The organism is Nakamurella leprariae, from assembly GCF_016918035.1.
GTDB classification, from domain to species: domain Bacteria; phylum Actinomycetota; class Actinomycetes; order Mycobacteriales; family Nakamurellaceae; genus Nakamurella; species Nakamurella leprariae.
Window position 1 is genome coordinate 26,679 of the sequence record NZ_JAERWK010000021.1, and the last position, 17,660, is coordinate 44,338.

Consider the following 17,660-nt stretch of genomic DNA (forward strand, 5'->3'; position numbering starts at 1 on the left):
AACGCCACGACAGGAGCGAGCATGTCCGACGATCTCCGGGTCGGTGTCAGTGTGGGTGGGTCCGGCTCGTTCCGGGACCACGTCGTGCTGGCCCAGCAGGCCGAGCGACGCGGCTTCGACCTGATCACCACCGGTGACAACGGCGCCGAGACCTTCGCCCTGCTCGGCGCCCTCGCCGTGGCCACCGAACGGGTCGAGCTGATCGCCAGCATCGCCGGGTGGACCCGGACCCCGGCCACCATGGCTCACGCCGCGGCCACGGTCAGCGCCCTGTCCGACGGACGCTTCACCCTCGGCCTCGGGCCGACGCCCAAGGCGTGGGTGGAGGGGTGGCACGGCATGGAGTTCGATCCCGTGCTGCCGCGGATGAAGGAGTACGTCACGGCCGTCCGGGCCTGCCTGGCGGCGACGCCGGACGCCCCGACCGACGTCACAGGACAGTGGTTCTCGACCCACGGATACACGAACTGGGGCATGCAGGCACCCCCGACCCCGGTCGCGCTGGGCGTGACGCTGCCCCGGATGACCGAGCTGGCCGGCGAGGTCTGCGACGGGGTGATGCTCAATTCGATCGTGCCGTTCGAGGCCGTCAACACCGCGACCCGGGACCGTCTGGACACCGGGCGGTCCCGCGGACCGCTGGCCGACCGGCCGCTCCGGGTGGGCATCGGCCGGTTCGCCGGGGTCGACGACGACCGGGATCGCGCCTACGACCTGTGCCGCGCGCAGATCGCGTTCTACTTCCAGATCCCGTACTTCGCGACGGTGCTCGAGCCGTACGGCTTCGAGGCCGAGGTGGCCGCGGGGACGGCCGCGGCGGCCGCCGGGGACCAGCAGGCGATGGTGGCCGCGGTGAGCGACCGCCTGGTCGACGCCCTCGGGGTGGCCGGGACTCCCGCGGAGGCGCGGGAACGCTTGCAGGCCTACGCCGGTCAGGTCGACTGGGTGGTGCTGGCCGGCACCATGAACCTGCCGGCCGAGATGGGCCGGGCCCACACCGCCAGGATCCTGGAGGTCTTCGGACGCTCCTGATCCGGCGGGGCGGGCCCGGCCGGCGGCGCCACCCGCGGTCAGGACGAGGCGGACAGCACCCGGGCCGCGTCCCGCTCGGCGGCGGTGTTCCTCTCGCCGGCCCGCGACCCACGCAGCTTGGCCTGGATGTGCTCGCCGACAGTGATGGGAGGGAAGCCGGTCTCGCCCGCGGCCAGACAGGACGGGATGGTCTCGATCACCGCGTCGATGTCCCCGTCGTGGAAGAAGGCGGCGGACCGGCGGCGCCGGATGGTGCCGTCCACGATCGGCGGCTTGACCCGGTGCAACGTCGACATCCATCGCTCGTTGGTCCACCGGGCGGTGAGGTCGCCGAGGTTGATGAGCAGCGCACCGTCGGCCGGCATGACGTCGTGCCAGACTCCCGCGGTGTCCAGCACCTGGAGCCCGGCGACCTGATCGGCCCACAGCACGGTGACGATGCCGTAGTCGGTGTGCTCGCCCATCCCGGTGAGATCGCCGTCCAGGTGGATGGTCCCGGGCGGCAGCGCGTAGTTGTTCATCCGCAGCACGTCGAGCGAGTGGCCGGTCCGGGCCGCGAAGAAGTCGGCCGGCAGGCCCAGCGCGTCGGCGAACACCCGGGTCAGGGTGCGCGCCACCCGGGCCGCCTCGGCGAAGTAGGCCTGCACCGCGGCCCGGTACCGCTCGGCGTCGAGACCGGGAGCGTCCGCGGGCCAGGTGTTCTCGGCGTAGTCGGACTCCGACCCGGCCGGCAGCTGGACGCCCGGATAGGCCGAGGCCCCGGCGCCGACGTTGAACGCCTCGAAGAAGTCGTTCATCCGGGAGGCCGCCTCGACCCCGAGTGACAGGCTCAGCGACTCGCTCTTGGGCGGGGCGTACCCGCGGTTGATCTCCGGCGGGGTCCGGTAGGCCTTCTTGGCCTCCAGGTCGAGGGCGAAGAAGGCATCCATGGCCTCGGCCAGGCCCGCCGTGATCGCGTCAGGGACGCCGTGGCCGACGATCTGCACGAACCCGACGGTGCGGCAGGCCTCGTCCATGGCGGCCGCCACGGCGGCCCGGGCGGCTGCACCGTCAGCGCCGTCGACCGTGCCGTCGGGCGCGTCGGTGACGTAGGCGGAGATGTCCACGGTGGGCACCGAGAAGGGAGCGCCGGAACGGTTCTCGAGGGAGGTGGTCGACATGGGAACTCCTGCGGCAGCGACCGGCCCGGGGTCGCGTGCCGTTCGACGCCCCACCCCGGGGAGCACCGTCACCGGTGCTGATAAGCAGTGTCTATCACCCGATGGTCTCTGGCAAGACTGCGGCTCGGCCGAGCCCGTGGCCACCGCACCCGCACCCGCACCTGGATCACCGCGGTGGTGCTGGCCGGCAGCCTGACGGTGAGCGCCTGCGGCGCGGCCACCACCGCGGCGCCGATCGGCGCCACCCTGGCTCGGCCGGCGCGGACGTCGCCGGCGTCAGCACCTCCGGCCGGGGCGACGCACATCATCGACCGCGACCCGAGCAACGACGACGCGGGCAGCGCGACCCAGCAGGAGGCCTCCGGCATGAGCGGCGGCCCCGGCGGGTCCGGTGGTCCGGGCGGCACCCCACCCACCGCCGGCTGACCGCCGGGCACGCGACCGTTCAGTAGGGTCGGCCGCACCGTGGGCCGTCTGGAGTTCTCGGCACCGATCCGGGAGGAAGCCGATGCCGCGCACCGACCGAGCCGCCGACCCGGACCTGGAACTGGCCGGCCGGATCGGCGCCCGGGTGCGCACGGTTCGGGAACAGGCCGGGCTGTCCATGCGAGCTCTGGCCGAGCGGGGCGGCGTCAGTCAGCCGTTCCTGAGCCAGCTGGAACGGGGACTGACCAGCCCGTCCATGGCCACCCTCTACCGGCTGGCCGCCGCGCTCGGGCTGCCGCCCGGCGACCTGCTGCCCGGCGCCGGCGCCGCGGAGGCCGGGCGGGTGGTCCTCACCCCGGCCGGGTCCGGACGGACGCTGGCCATCGGAGATGCGCCGGACGCCGCGCTCGGCCGGGCCCTGCTGTTGGAACCGGACGAGGCGCTCGAGGTGCTCGACTACGACATCGCCGCGGGCCAACAGGTCGGCGAATGGTTCGCCGGTCCCGGGCCCACCTGCGTGTACCTGCTCGCCGGCCGGCTGGACATCGAGTTCGACCCACCGACCACCCTGGACGGCGCCGCCGGGATGACCGACCGGCTGGTGGCGCCGGGCACCGTCCGGTTGCGCCCCGGCGACTTCCTCACCCACCCGGGCGCGGTGCCGCACCGCTGGTCCACCGTGCAGGGTGGCGCGGCCCGGGTCCTGCTCATCGCACGGCGGACCGGCTGAGCTCCCGCCGATCCGCCGCCCATCGGGGTCGGCGGGCGGTCGTCAGCCCTCGCCCACCAGCACCACGGCCTTGCCGGACAACCCGCCGGCGGCGGCGTCCGTGTGCAGCGCGGCCAGTTCGGCGAGCGGCACCCGGCGCGCGACGTCGATCCGCAACTCACCGGCGTCGACCAGGGTGACCAGCTGCGCCAACTGTCCGGCGTCACTGCGCACGAACAGGTCGACCCCGCGGACGCCGCGGGCGTCGTCGCCCGGAGCCGGCATCCACACCGTCGTGTTGACCAGCACCCCGCCGTCCTCGATCAGCCCCACCAGCCCGGCCAGGTCGTCCGGAGCCACCGGCGCGAGATTGACCACCAGGTCGACGGGGCCGGTGACCGCCGAGGCGACCACGGTGCTGGTGTGGTCGATCACCTCGACGGCCCCGGCGGCGCGCACCCGCGCCGCACTGCGCGGACCGGCCGTGGCGATCACGTGCGCCCCGGCCCGATGGGCCAGCTGGACGGCGTACCCGCCGACGGCCCCGCCCGCCCCGTTGATGAGCACCCGCTGCCCGGCGACCAGCTGCCCCTGGTCGAACAGCGCCTGCCACGCCGTCAGCCCGACCACCGGGAGGGCGGCTGCGTCGGCCAGCGGGAGGCTCATCGGGGCCGCGACCAGGACGCCGGCCGGGGCGATCACGAACTCGGCGGCCGCCCCGTCGCCGACCATCGGCAGGAAACCGATCACCCGATCCCCCACCGCGACCGCCTCGACGCCCTCGCCCACCGCGTCGACCGTGCCCGCGACGTCCAGACCCGGGATGTGCGGCAGCACCACCGGGATCGGACCCTGCATGGACCCGGCCCGGATGGTGCCGTCGACCGAGTTGAACGACGTGCCCGCCACCCGGATCCGCACCTCGCCCGGACCGGGTTCCGGCAACGCGACGTCCTCCAACCGCAGGACGTCCGGAGTGCCGAACTCGTGGAACCGCATTGCCTGCATGGCCTTCGCCTCTCTCGTGCCCGATGTGCTTCGAACTCGAAGCACTTCGTCGACCGTAGCATTGCTTTGAATTCGCAGCAAGTAGGATCGGAACCATGTCCGAACCGCTGCTCGACCGGGATCAGCTCGGCGCCTACTTCGCCCTCATCGAGGTGGCCGGCCTGCTGCGGCACGCGGTCGAGCATCAGCTCCGGGACGCCGGCGACCTGAGCTACGTGCAGTTCCAGCTGCTGGCCACCCTCGGCGACCAGCCCACGGGCAGCGCGCGGATGACCGACCTGGCCGACGGCGTCGTCTACAGCCGCAGCGGCCTGACCTACCAGGCCGGGCTGCTCGAGCAGGCCGGCCTGGTCACCCGGGGACCCTCGGCCGAGGACGAGCGGGTGGTCACGGTGAGCATCACCGACGCCGGCCGGACGCTGCTGGCCCAGGTGCTGCCCGGCCACGCCGAACTGGTCCGGGACCTGCTGTTCGAGCCGCTGTCCGGTCAGGACGTCCGCACCCTCGCCGGGCTGCTGACCCCCGTGCGCGATCACATGCGGGCGGCCCCGCCACGCTCCGCCGCCCCGCGTCGCCGGCGCAGCGCGCGATCGGAGCCCAGCTGAGCCGTGGCATGATCGCCCGCGGCCCGGGTCCACGGGGCAGGCGCATCGGCGCGCATGCCTGATCTCGATCGGGGCCGGCGAGGGAGCGGACATGCAACGACGTCAATGGCCGGTCGGGCTCCTGCTCGCGACCGGTCTGGTCCTCGCCGGTTGCGGCTCCGACACCGCCGACGAGCCGACCGGCGGACCCTCGTCCGGTGCGGCGACCAGCGTGCCGACGACCCGGACCCTCGACGGCGGCGCCGAGCTGGACGACCAGACGACCACCTGGTTCGCGACGTTCTGCTCGGGCGTCTCGGAGTTCCAGACCGCGCTCGGCTCGATGAATGCGGACACACCCGCCGAGGCCGGCCAGGGCATGGCGCAGACCGGTCAGCAGCTCACGGAACTCGGAGAGCGGCTGGCCGACACCCCGCCGCCGACGTTCGACGGCGGCGCCGACTACGCCGCGCAGACCGCGACGGGGTTCCAGGAGCTCGGGCCCGCACTCACCCGGCTGGGACAGCAGGCCGGCGAGCTCGACCCGGACGACGAGGCGGCCGCGCAGGCCTGGGCCGCGCAGGTCGACCGGGAACTGACGCCGCTCGCGTCGTCCATGCAAGGGCTCGACGGCATCGACATGGCGCCGGACACCGAACAGGCGCTGCTGCGCATCCCGGAGTGCGCGGCGCTGTCCAACGCGGCCGACCCGCGCACCGCGCCCACCTCCTGACGCCGGTCAGCCGTCGGTCGGCGGCGGGACGGCAGCCGACCGCTGCGCGGCGATGGCCAGCACCCGCTCCCGGCACAGCCGCCATCCGACGGCCAACGCCGGCACGATGATCACCAGCGACGCGACGGTCCACGTCCCCACCGGGAAGTCGAACCCGATGAGCACCAGCACCCCGGCCAGGAAGACCAGCGTCAGGTACGAGGTGAACGGCGCCCCGAACAGCCGGAACGACGGCCGCTCCACCAGTCCCCGTCGGGCCCACTGCTGCAGCCGGATCTGACACAGCACGATGGTCGCCCACGTCGACAGGATGCCGAGACAGGCGATGTTCAGTACGATCTCGAAGGCGTCCTCCGGCACGACGACGTTGAGTCCGACTCCCAGCAGGGTGACAGTGGCGGTGATGAGGATGCCGCCGTACGGCACCCCGGCCCGGCTCATCCGGGACGCGAACGCCGGCGCCGACCCGTTCACCGACATCGAGTGCAGGATGCGCCCGGTCGAGTACAGCCCGGCGTTCAGCGATGACAGCGCAGCCGTGAGCACGACGAGGTCCATCACGGCGTCGATGCCCTGCACGCCGATGGAGCTGAAGAAGGTGACGAACGGCGACTCGCCGGCCTGGTAGGCGGTGTACGGCAGCAGCAACGCCAGCAGCAGCACGGACCCGAAGTAGAACACCGCGATCCGCAGCACCACCGTGTTGATCGCCTTGGGGATGACCTTCCGCGGCTCAGGGGTCTCGCCGGCGGCGATGCCGATCAGCTCGATCGCCGCGTAGGCGAACATGACGCCCTGGATGATGACGATGGCGGGCAGCAGGCCGTTCGGCAGCCAGCCGCCGTGGTCGGCGATGAGCGAGAACCCGGTGGGTTGCCCGTCGACGGGCGTGCCGAACACCACGAACAGCACCCCGACGACCAGGAACAGCACCAGCGCGGTCACCTTGATGAGCGCGAACCAGAACTCCAGCTCGCCGAACACCTTGACCGACAGCAGGTTCACGCCGAGCACCAGGACGAGCGCGCCGAGTGCCCAGACCCACTGCGGCACGGCGTCCATCGGCGCCCAGTACTTCTTGAAGAAGTTGATGTACAACGCGGCGGCGGTCACGTCGACGACCGAGGTCATCGCCCAGTTCAGCCAGTACATCCAGCCGGCCACGAAGGCGGCGCGCTCACCGAAGAACTCGCGGGCGTACGACACGAACGACCCGGACGAGGGCCGGTGCAGCACCAGCTCCCCCATCGCCCGCAGCACCAGGAACGCGAAGAACCCGCAGATCAGGTAGATGAACGCGAGCGCCGGGCCGGCCTGGTTGAGCCGCCCGCCGGCGCCCATGAACAGACCGGTTCCGATGGCGCCGCCGATCGCGATCATCTGGATCTGCCGCGGCTTGAGGCTCTTGTGGAACCCGGCGTCCTCGCCGGCCAGGGCGGTGGTCGCAGGAGTGGCCGCCGGGTCGACGGCCGGGCCCCGGCCTGGCGGCGCGGTCGCCGATGCCCGCGAAGTGTCCTCGGTCGTCACGGCTCCCCCGATCACTGCTGCCCGCCGGCCAGCCCCCCGGCCCGGCGACCGACCACGCTCGGCCGGGCCGACGATCGGTCGGCCCAGTGTGGTCACTCAGCGCTGTCGAGACAATGCGGAGCGTGTTAACTTCCCGCGCATGCGGGGAACGACGGCATGAGCTGGGACCCCTCGATGCTGCCGCGGCACGTGCTGGCCGCCGCAGTGCTGCTGCGTGACACCGCCGGGCGGGTGCTGCTGGTCGAGACGCCGTACCGGGCGGAGCCGGTGCTGCCCGGCGGCGTGGTGGAGGACGGCGAGTCCCCGGCGACCGCGGCCGGACGTGAGGTGCACGAGGAGACCGGGCTGACCATCCCGGTGGGACGGCTGCTGGTGGTGCAGGCGGTACCGGCGCGACCGGACCGCCCGGCCACGATCCAGTTCGTCTTCGCCACCCCGGCGGTCCCGGTCGACGGACCCCTGGTGCCGCAGCCCGGTGAGGTGGCCGCGCTGCGCTGGTGGACACCTGTGGACGCGGTACGACAGACCGCAGCCTGGGGCGCCGACCGGCTGGCCGCGGCCCTGCGGTGCGAAGCGGACGGATCGACCGCCTACCTGGACGGGCCGCCGGCCGACGTCGACGGGCTGATCGCCGGACTCCCCTGTGTTGTGGTCGGGTCGGCGGCCGTTCAGGTGCCGGGCGGCGGGAAGCCGGCCACCACCCGCGGGAACGGGCCGGCGGGCGTCGGCGGCGGCTGACCACCCGGCGGCGGGAATCCGCCAGGCGCGATGGGCGGCGCGCTGACCAACGCCACGCTGGGCACCGTGGCGGGCGCGAACGCCGCGCGCCGCGCCGCCGGTCGGTCGTCCCGGGCCGGAGCTGCGACCGCCGCGCGCGGTGGGGCGGGCGGCTGGACGGGGCGCGGCGGCGGGACCGGCGCCGCCGGCTCCGGCGCCGCGTCGACCTGGACGCCGTGCTCGGTGGCCAGCGCGGCGAGCCCACCGGCCCATCCCTGCGAGACGCAGCGCACTTTCCAGGCGCCGACCCGGCGGTACAGCTCGAGCAGCACGGCGGCCCGCTCGGTGGTGAGACCCTGTGCCGGAGCGTCGATCCCGCCGCCGGACCAGGACGTCCGGACGCCCAGGCCGGCGACGCCCGCCAGCGATCCGGGCTGGGCGTCATCGAGCGCGACGGCGACGGCGAGGATCTCGACGACCGACGGGACACGGCTCAGGTCGACGGTCAGCCGGTCTGAGCCGGCGAGCCGGACGGCCCCCTCGGGCGAGGCCGGCTGGTTGAAGAAGACGAAATCGGCGTCGTCGCGCACCGTCCGATCGGCGGTCAGCTGGAACACCATCACGTCCACCGCGCCGGGCGCGGCGCCGTGCACGGTCAGCTCGAGCCGGTCGGTCGGCAGCGGCGCGTTGGCGCCCCGGGTCAACGGTGCGGTCACCCCGACATCATCCCGTCCGTCACTCCGGCAGCGGCCGGAACTCACCGGAACCGGTCACCTTGGCCACCGCCCGGATCTTGTTCACCGCATCGAGGGCCGCGACCTTGTACGACTCGGCCAGGGTCGGGTAGTTGAACACCGCGTCCACCAGGTAGTCGACGGTCCCGCCGCAGCCCATCACGGTCTGCCCGATGTGCACCAGCTCCGTCGCGTTCGTCCCGAACACGTGCACGCCCAACAACTCTCGCGACTCGCCGTGCACCAGCAGCTTGAGCATGCCGTAGGAGTCGCCGATGATCGCGCCGCGGGCCAGCTCGCGGTAGCGGGCCACGCCGACCTCGAACGGCACGTTCTCAGCGGTGAGCTGGTCCTCCGTGCGGCCGACGTAGCTGATCTCCGGGATCGTGTAGATGCCGATCGGCTGCAGATCGCCCAGCTTGCTGCCGACCGGCTCGCCGAACGCGTGGTACGTCGCCCGGCGGCCCTGCTCCATCGCGGTCGCGGCCAGGGCCGGGAACCCGATGACGTCGCCCACGGCGTAGATGTGGTCGACCTCGGTCTGGAAGTGCTCGTTGACCTCGACCCGACCCCGGTCGCTCGAGGTGAGCCCGGCCGCGCCGATGTTGAGCCGGTCCGTGACGCCCTGCCGGCCCGCCGAGTACAGCACCGTGTCGGCGGGGATGCGCTTGCCCGACTCCAGCACGGTCAGCGTGCCGGCCGGGTGCCGCTGCACCTCCTTGACCGACTCGGAGAACCGGAAGGTCACCGCCCGGTCGCGCAGCTGGTACTGCAGCGCCTCGATGACCTCCTTGTCGCAGAAGTCGAGCATGGTCGGCCGCTTCTCGACCACCGTCACCCGGGTGCCCAGCGCGGCGAACATGGAGGCGTACTCGATGCCGATCACCCCGGCGCCGACGACGACCATCGACCCGGGGACCTGCTCGATGCCCAGGATCTGGTCGGAGTCGACGATGGTCGATCCGTCGAACTCGACGCTGGCCGGACGGGCCGGGCGGGTGCCGACGGCGATGACGATCTTGTCGGCGGTGAGCTCGCGGTGCACGCCGTCCTCGCCGACCACCTCGACGGTGTGCGGGTCGACGAACCGGCCGGTGCCCACGACCAAGTGGACGTGGTTGCGCGCCAACTGGTTCCGGATGACGTCGATCTCCCGGCCGATGACGTGCTGGGTCCGGGCCGACAGGTCCGCGACGGTGATGTCCTCCTTGACCCGGTAGGACTGGCCGTACAGCTCACGCTGGTTCATCCCGGACAGGTAGATCACGGCTTCGCGCAGCGTCTTGGACGGCACCGTGCCGGTGTTGATGCAGACCCCGCCGACCATGTCGCGGCGTTCGATCACGGCGGCGCGGTGGCCCAGCTTGGCTGCGGCGATGGCCGCCTTCTGGCCGGCCGGACCCGAGCCGATCACGATCATGTCGTAGTGCTCCACGGTGCCTCCCCGTCGCGCGGACCCACCGGTCCCGACCGAGCGGCGGACCGTGGCACACCCGAGCGGCGCCGGCACCGGCGTCACCGCGGGTCACACCCGCTCCGATGGTCGCACAGCCGAGGTCGGCGTGAGCCACCACGAGGTTCCCGGCAGATGAACGTCGGCGTTCCGCACCCGGACGCGCGTCCGGCGGGCCTACAGGTACAGGCCGGTCCCGCCCCGCGTCGTCTCGTGCGCCACGGCCTGCAGGTCGCGCTCGCGCAGCACCAGGTAGGTCTCGCCACCGACCTCGACCTCGTACTGGTCGTCCGGGCTGAACAGCACCTGCTCGCCCTGCTTGACCGACCGCACGTGCTGTCCGACTCCGTGCACCTCACCCCAGACCAGCCGCTTGGCCACCGTCGCCGTGGCCGGGATGACGATGCCGGCGCGGGAGGTGCGCTCCCCGCCGCCGGAGGGCAGCTTGACCAGGATCCGGTCGTGCAGCATCTGGATGGCGAACGCGGAATCGGGCACGGCGGGCATCAGCGCAGGCTAGTCGCTCCGATCGACCGTCCGAGCCGGCCCGGGCCGGGACGTGAATGACCCCGGGCGGCTGCCAGGTCGGGGGTCCGGCAGCAACCCGGGGTCGCACGTGTCATCGGCGTCGACCGCGCCGGCGTTACAGACTCGAGCCGATCCGGATCGATCCGCCGACCTTTCACTCGCTCGGGGGATGTTCGGGGCCGGACCACGACCGGCCGTTCCGCCGAACGGGGAGGCCGGGCACCGGACCGAGCGACCGGCCCGGGTCAGTACGCCAGGGTCGACGCCGGATCCCCGAGCAGCGAGGCGACGTCGGCCAGGAAGATCGAGCCCTGCTGGCCGTCGACCACCCGGTGGTCGAACGACAGCGACAACTGGCAGACCTTGCGGACCGCCAGCTCGCCGTCCACCACCCACGGAGCGTCCTTGATCGACCCGACGGCCAGGATCCCCGACTCCCCCGGGTAGAGGATCGGAGTGCCGGTGTCGACCCCGAAGATCCCGATGTTGGTGATGGTGAAGGTGCCGCCGGCCATGGACGCGGGCGTGGTGCGGCCGGCCCGGGCCTCCTCGGTGAGCACACCCAGCTGCTGGGCCAGCTGCAGCACGTTCATCGCGTCGGCGTCCCGGATCTTCGGCACCACGAGGCCTCGCGGCGTCGCCGCCGCGATCCCCAGGTTCACGTAGTCCTTGTGCACGATCAGCTGACGGTCGGAGTCCCAGCTGGCGTTCAGCTCGGGCGTGCGCCGCAACGCCAGGCAGACCGCGCGGGCCACGAAGGCCAGCGGCGTCAGCTTCACCGCGGCGTACTCGCCGCGCCGGCGCAGCCGATCCCGCAACGCCATCAGCTCGGTGACGTCGATGGTGACGAACTCGGTGACGTGCGGCGCGGTGAAGACGCTGCGGACCATGGCGGCCGCGGTGGCCCGCCGCACCCCTCGGATGGGCAGGTACCGCTCCCGGGCCACCGGGTCGTACACACCCTCGTTGGGCAGGTCGGCCGCGACGATCTCCGCGGACGACCGGGCGCCGGCCGTGCCCTCGGACTCGGGGAGCAGCGGGACCACCGGAGTGTTCAACGACTCGGTCAGCCGCTCGGCCGCCGCCTGCACGTCGGCGCGGCCGATGATCCCGTCCGCCCGGGACGGGGCGACGGCGCTGAGGTCGACCCCCAGGTCCTTGGCCAGCTTGCGCACCGGCGGTGCGGCCAGCGGAGCAGCGGCACGAGCGGTGGGCACCGCGGCGGACACAGCGGGGCGCGGATCGGCGGCGGCGGCCGGTGCCGGTCCGGTGGCGGGTTCGGTGGACTCAGTGGGCCCGGTCCCCCGGCGACCGTGCCGCAGCCGCCGCCGGGCGCCGTGCTCCGGTGTGCTCACCCCGACCAGCGTCACCACCCGTTCCCCCACCCCGTCGGCGGCGGTCCCGGTCGCCGCCGGCGCGGCGGCCGCCGCGTCGGCAGCTGCACCGGTGCGGATCGCGATGATCGGCGTGCCGACCGCGACCAGGGTGCCGGGGGGGACCAGCAGCTCGGCGACCTCACCGGCGTAGGGCGACGGCAGCTCGACCGCGGCCTTGGCCGTCTCGATCTCGACCAGCATCTGGTTCACGGTCACCTGGTCACCGACGGCGACGTGCCAGGTCAGCACTTCAGCCTCGGTGAGGCCCTCCCCGACGTCGGGCAGCGGGAAGACCTCGACGCCGGGAGTCGAGGACGCCACCGGGGCGGGCGGGCGGGCGGTCATCGACCACCGCCTGCGGGCAGCGGTGCACGGCGAGTCATGCGGTCGGTCCTCTCAGGAGTCCAGCACCCGGTCGATCGCGTCCAGCACGCGGTCGACACCGGGAAGGTAGAGCGGTTCCACGCGACTGGGCGGGTACGGAGTGTCGGAACCGCCGACCCGCTGCACCGGCGCGGCGAGCGAGTAGAAGGCCTCCTCGGTCACCCGGGCGGCCACCTCGGAGGTGATCGACGCCTCCAGCGGAGCCTCGGACACCACCACCAGACGTCCGGTGTGGCGCACCGACTCCAGCACCGGCCCCAGGTCCAACGGCGACAGGGTGCGCAGATCGATCACCTCGACGGCCACGTCGTCGGCCGCCGCCGCCTCGGCCGCGGCCAGCACCGTCTTCACGCTGGGGCCGTACGTGACGACGGTGACGTCGCTGCCCGCACGCCGGACCAGGCTGGAGAACGTCGTGGGCACCGACCCGGACGACCGGGTGTCCCGCTGCACGGGGGCCTTCTCCCAGTACCGCCGCTTCGGCTCGAAGAACACCACCGGGTCGTCGCAGGCGATGGCCTCGAGCAGCATGTCGTACCCGTCCTGCGGGGTGGCCGGGCTGACCACCCGGATCCCGGCGACGTGGCAGAAGATCGACTCGGGCGACTCCGAGTGGTGCTCCACGGCACCGATCCCGCCGCCGTACGGCACCCGGATGACCATCGGGACCCGCAGCTTGCCCTGGGACCGGTACGACACCTTGGCCACCTGGGACACGATCTGGTCGAACCCGGGCCAGACGAAGCCGTCGAACTGGATCTCGGTCACCGGCCGGTACCCGCGGTACGCGAGACCCACTGCGGTGCCGATGATCCCGGACTCGGCCAGCGGGGTGTCGATGACCCGGTGCTCACCGAAGTCCTTCTGCAGGCCGTCGGTCACCCGGAACACACCGCCGAGCCGGCCGACGTCCTCACCCAGCACGAGCACTCGGTCGTCCCGCTCCATGGCGGTGCGCAGGGCGTCGTTCAGCGCCTTGGCGAAGGTGCTCGGGGCGACGTCCGACTGCGGGTCCCCGGCGGTCACGATGCTCGTCATCGGTGCCCTCCCTGCGTCGACACGTTCATCGGCACGGCCTCGTCCAGCGCCACGAACCGTCGGTCGTCGGCCAGTTGTCGTTCCAGCTGCTCGGTCGGCTCGACGAACACGTGCGAGTAGATCCGCTCCAGCGGCGGATCGGCGAGCGTCAGGCAGTGAGCCCGGAACCGGGCGGCCAGCTCGTCGGCGTCCCGGTCGACCTGGTCGAAGAACTCCCGGTCGGCCTGGCCGGTGCGACTGAGGTGGACGCGGACCCGCTCGATCGGATCGAGCAGCTTCCAGGCCTCCTGCTCGTCGGCCAGCCGGTACCTGGACGGATCGTCGGAGGTGGTGTGCGCGTCCATCCGGTAGGTGAACGCCTCGATCATCACCGGGCCGTTGCCGCTGCGGCACTCCTGCAGCGCCCACCGGGTCACCGCCAGCACGGCCAGCACGTCGTTGCCGTCCACCCGGATGCCCGGGAAGCCGTACCCGCTCGCCCGCCGGTACAGCGGGACGCGCGACTGCCGTTCCACCGGGTGGGAGATGGCCCACTGGTTGTTCTGGCAGAAGAAGACGATCGGGGCGTCGAAGGACGCGGCGAACACCATGCCCTCGTGCACATCGCCCTGGCTGGTGGCGCCGTCCCCGAAGTAGACGACGGTCGCCTCGCCGGAGTCGGCATCGTGGTCGTGCCCGAGTGCCCCGTCGAGCCGCTGACCCATCGCGTACCCGGTGGCGTTGAGCACCTGGTTGCCGATGACGATCGTGTACGGCCAGAAGCCGGTCGCCCGCGGATCCCAGCCGCAGTGCTCGGTGCCCCGGAACAGGCTGAGCAGCTCGGTGGGGTCCACGCCCCGGCACCATGCCACGCCGTGCTCCCGGTAGGACGGGAACGCCACGTCGCGGGGCCTCATGGCCCGACCGGAGCCGACCTGAGCCGCCTCCTGACCGAGCAAGGGCGCCCACAGGCTGAGCTGGCCCTGCCGTTGCAGCGCGTTGCCCTCCCGGTCGAACCGGCGCACCAGGACCATGTCCCGGTACAGACCGCGCAGCTCCTCGGCGCTGATGTCCAGCGCGAAGCGCGGGTGCTCGACGCGTTCGCCCTCCGGGGAGAGCAGCTGCACCGACTCCACGTCCGCGGCCACCGCCCGCAGCCCGGACATGACCGCGGTGCCGGGCACGCCGGCGACCTCCACCCGCCGCGAGGCCTGCTGCACCGCTTCCACTGCCGTCGTCTTCGCCTGCACCGGACTCCTCACCACGTCGATCGTCCCGATGGTGGCACGAACCGGGCACCGACGTGACCCAGGCCACCTCCTACTGTCGGAGGTGCGACAGTCGGCCCCGGAGCTGCCCGACCGCCGCCGCGGGCGGTCGTCGGGCGGTCCCGCCGTCCGCCTACGATCGGTGAGCGGCCGGATGCAGCGGCCGATCGACTCGGACGGACCGTGGAGGCTGTCGTGGAGCTGGAGCACCGGTTCGAGCTGCCGGTCGGCATCGACCGGGCCTGGGACACCCTGTCGGACATCGGTCAGGCGCTGCCCTGCCTGCCGGGTGCCACGGTGGACAAGGTCCAGGGCTCCGCGTTCCAGGGCTCGCTCAAGGTGAAGTTCGGGCCGGTGCGGCAGACGTTCCGTGGCGAGGGCCGGGTCGTCGAGCACGACGCCCAGACCCACCGGGTCCGCGTCGAGGCCACCGGCACGGCCGGCGCGGCGACCGAGGCGGTCGTGCTGGTCCGGGCGTCGGCCACCGCACTGGCGCCGAACCGGACGGCGATCGACCTGGTCACCACCCTGTCCCTCACCGGCCGGGCCGGCCGCATCACCGGCCCGATGCTGGTCCGCGCGAGCAACCAGCTGATCGGCCGCTTCGCCGACTGCCTGTCCAACAAGCTGGTCGGCCGGGCCGCCGGCGGTGCCGAGCTCGTCGATGTCGTCGACCCCAACGAGGTCGCGGCCCGCATCGCCGCCCAGGAGCGGGCCGCGGCCGAGCGGGCCGCACACCACCCGACGCACACCTCGCGCGCCCTCGCCGGGCATCGCGCCCCCGCGCTGTCGCACGCCCCAGAGGGCCCGTCCCTGCTCTCCGTGGTCGTCCCGGCCGTGTCGGCCGTCGTCGGCGCACTGCTGCTGCGCAAGCTGTTCAAGCGCTCGTCCCGCACAGCCGGCGGGACGGACGAGCTGCAGGACTGAACGCGTGGACCGGACGCCCGGTCCTGACCGCGGTCGGTCCTGATCGCGGGGAGACCACACCGCGCAGACGGGTCCGGCCCGCCGGGACGCCGGAGCGTCCTGACGGGCCGGATCACCGGTCGCGAGGTCAGCCGCGCGGGGTGGCCTCCGCCAGCCGCAGCTTCAGCGCGTCGAGCTCGTCGCGCAGCGAGCTGGGCACGCTGTCGCCGATCTTGGCGAACCACTCCTCGATCAGCGGGAGCTCCTGCCGCCACTCCTCCGGCTCCACGGCGAGCGCGGCGGCCAGCTGATCGGGGGTGACGTCGAGACCGTCGATGTCCAGGGCGCCCTCGGCCGGAACGTAGCCGATCGCGGTCTCCTCGGCCGTGGCGGCACCGTCCAGCCGCTCGATGATCCACTTCAGCACGCGCGAGTTCTCGCCGAACCCCGGCCACAGGAACCCGCCGTCGGCGTCCCGCCGGAACCAGTTCACGTAGAAGATCTTCGGCAGCTTGGTCGCGTCCGCGCCCTTGCCGACGTTGATCCAGTGCTGGAAGTAGTCACCGGCGTTGTAGCCGATGAACGGCAGCATGGCCATCGGGTCGCGCCGGACCACACCCACCGCGCCGGTGGCCGCGGCGGTCGTCTCGCTGGACAGCGTGGCACCCATGAAGACACCGTGCTGCCAGTCGCGGGCCTCGCTGACCAGAGGGATCGTCGTCTTGCGGCGCCCGCCGAACAGGATGGCCGAGATCGGGACACCGACCGGCTCGAAGTACTCGTCGGCCAGGATCGGTACCTGGGTGATCGGGGTGCAGAACCGCGAGTTCGGGTGGGCCGCCGGCTGCCCGGCGGACGCCAGCTCGTTGCCGTCGGCGTCCACGCCGGACGGGGTCCAGTCGCGGCCCTTCCAGTCGGTCAGGTGGGCCGGCGGCTCGTCGGTCATGCCCTCCCACCACACGCCACCGTCATCGGTCGCGGCGACGTTGGTGAAGACCGAGTTGCCGGCCTCGATGGCCCGCATGGCGTTCGGGTTGGTGTTCCAACCGGTGCCGGGGGCGACGCCGAACAGGCCGGCCTCCGGGTTCACCGCGTAGAGCCGGCCGTCCTTGCCGAAGGTCATCCAGGCGATGTCGTCGCCCAGGGTCTCGACCTTCCAGCCCGGGATGGTCGGCTCCAGCATGGCCAGGTTGGTCTTGCCGCAGGCGCTCGGGAAGGCGGCCGCGACGTAGTGCGTGGTGTTCGACGGCGAGGTCAGCTTGAGGATGAGCATGTGCTCGGCCAGCCAGCCCTCGTCGCGGGCCATCACCGAGGCGATGCGCAGCGAGTAGCACTTCTTGCCGAGCAGGGCGTTGCCGCCGTAGCCCGACCCGTACGACCAGATCGACCGCTCCTCGGGGAAGTGGACGATGTACTTGGTCTCGTTGCACGGCCATGCCACGTCGGCCTGGTCGGCCTCGAGCGGAGCGCCGAGCGAGTGCAGGCCCTTGACCCAGGTGTGGCCCTTGTTGATCAGGGCCAGCGCCCGGTCACCGACGCGGGTCATCACGCGCATCGAGGCGACGACGTACTCGGAGTCGGTGATCTCCACGCCCAGCTTGGGGCTGGCGGCCGTCTCCGGGCCCATGCAGTACGGCATCACGTACATGGTCCGGCCGCGCATCGCACCGCGGAACAGCGGCGTCAGCAGCTCCTTCATCTCGGTCGGGTCCATCCAGTTGTTGGTGGGACCCGCGTCCTGCGGACGCTCGGAGCAGATGAAGGTGCGGTCCTCGACCCGGGCGACGTCCGCCGGGTCCGACAGCGCGTGCCAGGAGTTCGGCATGCCGGCCACCGGGCGGAACGTGCCCGCCGCGACCAGCTTCTCGGTCAGTTCCTGCCACTCGGCGTCCGAACCGGTGACGAACACGATCCGGTCGGGAGTGGTGAGCGCCGCGACCTCCTGGATCCAGGCCAGCAGATCGGGCGCCAACGGATCCGGACGATCCTGGGCCGCGCGGTCGTCCTGGGTGGCCCCGGAGAGCACGGACGTCATGGACATCAACTCCTGCGTGGTCTGGCGGCGGATCCGGGTCCACGGGTTGCGCGGAGGAAGCGG

Annotated in this window: 17 protein-coding genes; 7 read left to right on the forward strand and 10 right to left on the reverse strand. The window is 72.6% G+C overall.

Translation table 11 applies throughout. The annotated features are described in order from the left end of the window. Positions 1-21 precede the first annotated feature (21 nt). Positions 22-1,032, forward strand: coding sequence for an LLM class flavin-dependent oxidoreductase (locus JL106_RS16160; protein ID WP_205261779.1), 1,011 nt, complete (start codon positions 22-24; stop codon positions 1,030-1,032). 38 nt (positions 1,033-1,070) lie between these two features. Here JL106_RS16160 and JL106_RS16165 read toward each other — a convergent pair whose 3' ends face one another. Then, positions 1,071-2,192, reverse strand: a complete 1,122-nt coding sequence (locus JL106_RS16165; protein WP_205261780.1) for an isopenicillin N synthase family dioxygenase — start codon at positions 2,190-2,192, stop codon at positions 1,071-1,073. A gap of 87 nt (positions 2,193-2,279) precedes the next feature. On the opposite strand from JL106_RS16165, the gene JL106_RS16170 reads away from it, so the two are divergent. Together JL106_RS16170 and JL106_RS16175 are read left to right on the forward strand one after the other, a co-directional pair. Further along, positions 2,280-2,618, forward strand: a complete 339-nt coding sequence (locus tag JL106_RS16170) for a hypothetical protein (protein ID WP_205261781.1) — start codon at positions 2,280-2,282, stop codon at positions 2,616-2,618. Between the two features lie 82 nt (positions 2,619-2,700). Continuing rightward, a complete protein-coding gene (locus JL106_RS16175) occupies positions 2,701-3,348 on the forward strand; it encodes a helix-turn-helix domain-containing protein (RefSeq protein WP_205261782.1) in 648 nt (215 codons plus the stop codon). Positions 3,349-3,390: 42 nt separating this feature from the next. Here the strand turns inward: JL106_RS16175 and JL106_RS16180 are convergent, their stop codons facing one another. Next, positions 3,391-4,335 (reverse strand): NADP-dependent oxidoreductase, encoded by a 945-nt coding sequence (locus tag JL106_RS16180; protein WP_205261783.1) that lies wholly within the window; start codon positions 4,333-4,335, stop codon positions 3,391-3,393. A gap of 95 nt (positions 4,336-4,430) precedes the next feature. Between JL106_RS16180 and JL106_RS16185 the strand changes: the two genes are divergently transcribed. Further along, a complete protein-coding gene (locus tag JL106_RS16185; RefSeq protein ID WP_205261784.1) occupies positions 4,431-4,940 on the forward strand; it encodes a MarR family winged helix-turn-helix transcriptional regulator in 510 nt (169 codons plus the stop codon). 91 nt (positions 4,941-5,031) lie between these two features. Then, positions 5,032-5,652 (forward strand): hypothetical protein, encoded by a 621-nt coding sequence (locus tag JL106_RS16190; protein WP_205261785.1) that lies wholly within the window; start codon positions 5,032-5,034, stop codon positions 5,650-5,652. Between the two features lie 6 nt (positions 5,653-5,658). Here JL106_RS16190 and JL106_RS16195 read toward each other — a convergent pair whose 3' ends face one another. Beyond that, a complete protein-coding gene (locus JL106_RS16195; RefSeq protein ID WP_236007826.1) occupies positions 5,659-7,086 on the reverse strand; it encodes an amino acid permease in 1,428 nt (475 codons plus the stop codon). 249 nt (positions 7,087-7,335) lie between these two features. On the opposite strand from JL106_RS16195, the gene JL106_RS16200 reads away from it, so the two are divergent. Further along, on the forward strand, positions 7,336-7,917 hold the full coding sequence (locus JL106_RS16200) for an NUDIX domain-containing protein (RefSeq protein WP_205261786.1): 582 nt from the start codon (positions 7,336-7,338) through the stop codon (positions 7,915-7,917). On the opposite strand, the gene JL106_RS16205 is transcribed toward JL106_RS16200, so the two are convergent. The 6 genes from JL106_RS16205 to pdhA form a co-directional block, all read right to left on the reverse strand. Next, positions 7,848-8,612 (reverse strand): TerD family protein, encoded by a 765-nt coding sequence (locus JL106_RS16205; protein ID WP_328842542.1) that lies wholly within the window; start codon positions 8,610-8,612, stop codon positions 7,848-7,850. The two genes, JL106_RS16200 and JL106_RS16205, sit on opposite strands and share 70 nt — an antisense overlap. Before the next feature lie 19 nt (positions 8,613-8,631). Further along, positions 8,632-10,065 carry a Si-specific NAD(P)(+) transhydrogenase gene (gene sthA, locus JL106_RS16210; RefSeq protein ID WP_205261787.1) on the reverse strand — a complete coding sequence of 478 codons (1,434 nt, stop codon included), beginning with the start codon at positions 10,063-10,065 and terminating at the stop codon, positions 8,632-8,634. Between the two features lie 195 nt (positions 10,066-10,260). Next, the gene (locus tag JL106_RS16215; protein ID WP_236007807.1) at positions 10,261-10,590 is read right to left on the reverse strand and encodes a GroES family chaperonin; all 330 of its coding nucleotides are present in this window, start codon (positions 10,588-10,590) and stop codon (positions 10,261-10,263) included. A gap of 266 nt (positions 10,591-10,856) precedes the next feature. After that, positions 10,857-12,332 (reverse strand): dihydrolipoamide acetyltransferase family protein, encoded by a 1,476-nt coding sequence (locus JL106_RS16220; RefSeq protein WP_205261788.1) that lies wholly within the window; start codon positions 12,330-12,332, stop codon positions 10,857-10,859. Positions 12,333-12,383: 51 nt separating this feature from the next. Next, positions 12,384-13,409 carry an alpha-ketoacid dehydrogenase subunit beta gene (locus JL106_RS16225; protein ID WP_205261789.1) on the reverse strand — a complete coding sequence of 342 codons (1,026 nt, stop codon included), beginning with the start codon at positions 13,407-13,409 and terminating at the stop codon, positions 12,384-12,386. After that, positions 13,406-14,554, reverse strand: coding sequence for a pyruvate dehydrogenase (acetyl-transferring) E1 component subunit alpha (pdhA, locus tag JL106_RS16230; protein ID WP_205261936.1), 1,149 nt, complete (start codon positions 14,552-14,554; stop codon positions 13,406-13,408). Before pdhA ends, JL106_RS16225 begins: the two co-directional genes overlap by 4 nt. A 297-nt stretch (positions 14,555-14,851) precedes the next feature. On the opposite strand from pdhA, the gene JL106_RS16235 reads away from it, so the two are divergent. Beyond that, the gene (locus JL106_RS16235) at positions 14,852-15,583 is read left to right on the forward strand and encodes an SRPBCC family protein (protein ID WP_205261790.1); all 732 of its coding nucleotides are present in this window, start codon (positions 14,852-14,854) and stop codon (positions 15,581-15,583) included. A 127-nt stretch (positions 15,584-15,710) separates the two neighbouring features. Here JL106_RS16235 and JL106_RS16240 read toward each other — a convergent pair whose 3' ends face one another. Continuing rightward, on the reverse strand, positions 15,711-17,597 hold the full coding sequence (locus JL106_RS16240) for a phosphoenolpyruvate carboxykinase (GTP) (protein ID WP_205261791.1): 1,887 nt from the start codon (positions 17,595-17,597) through the stop codon (positions 15,711-15,713). Positions 17,598-17,660 lie beyond the last annotated feature (63 nt).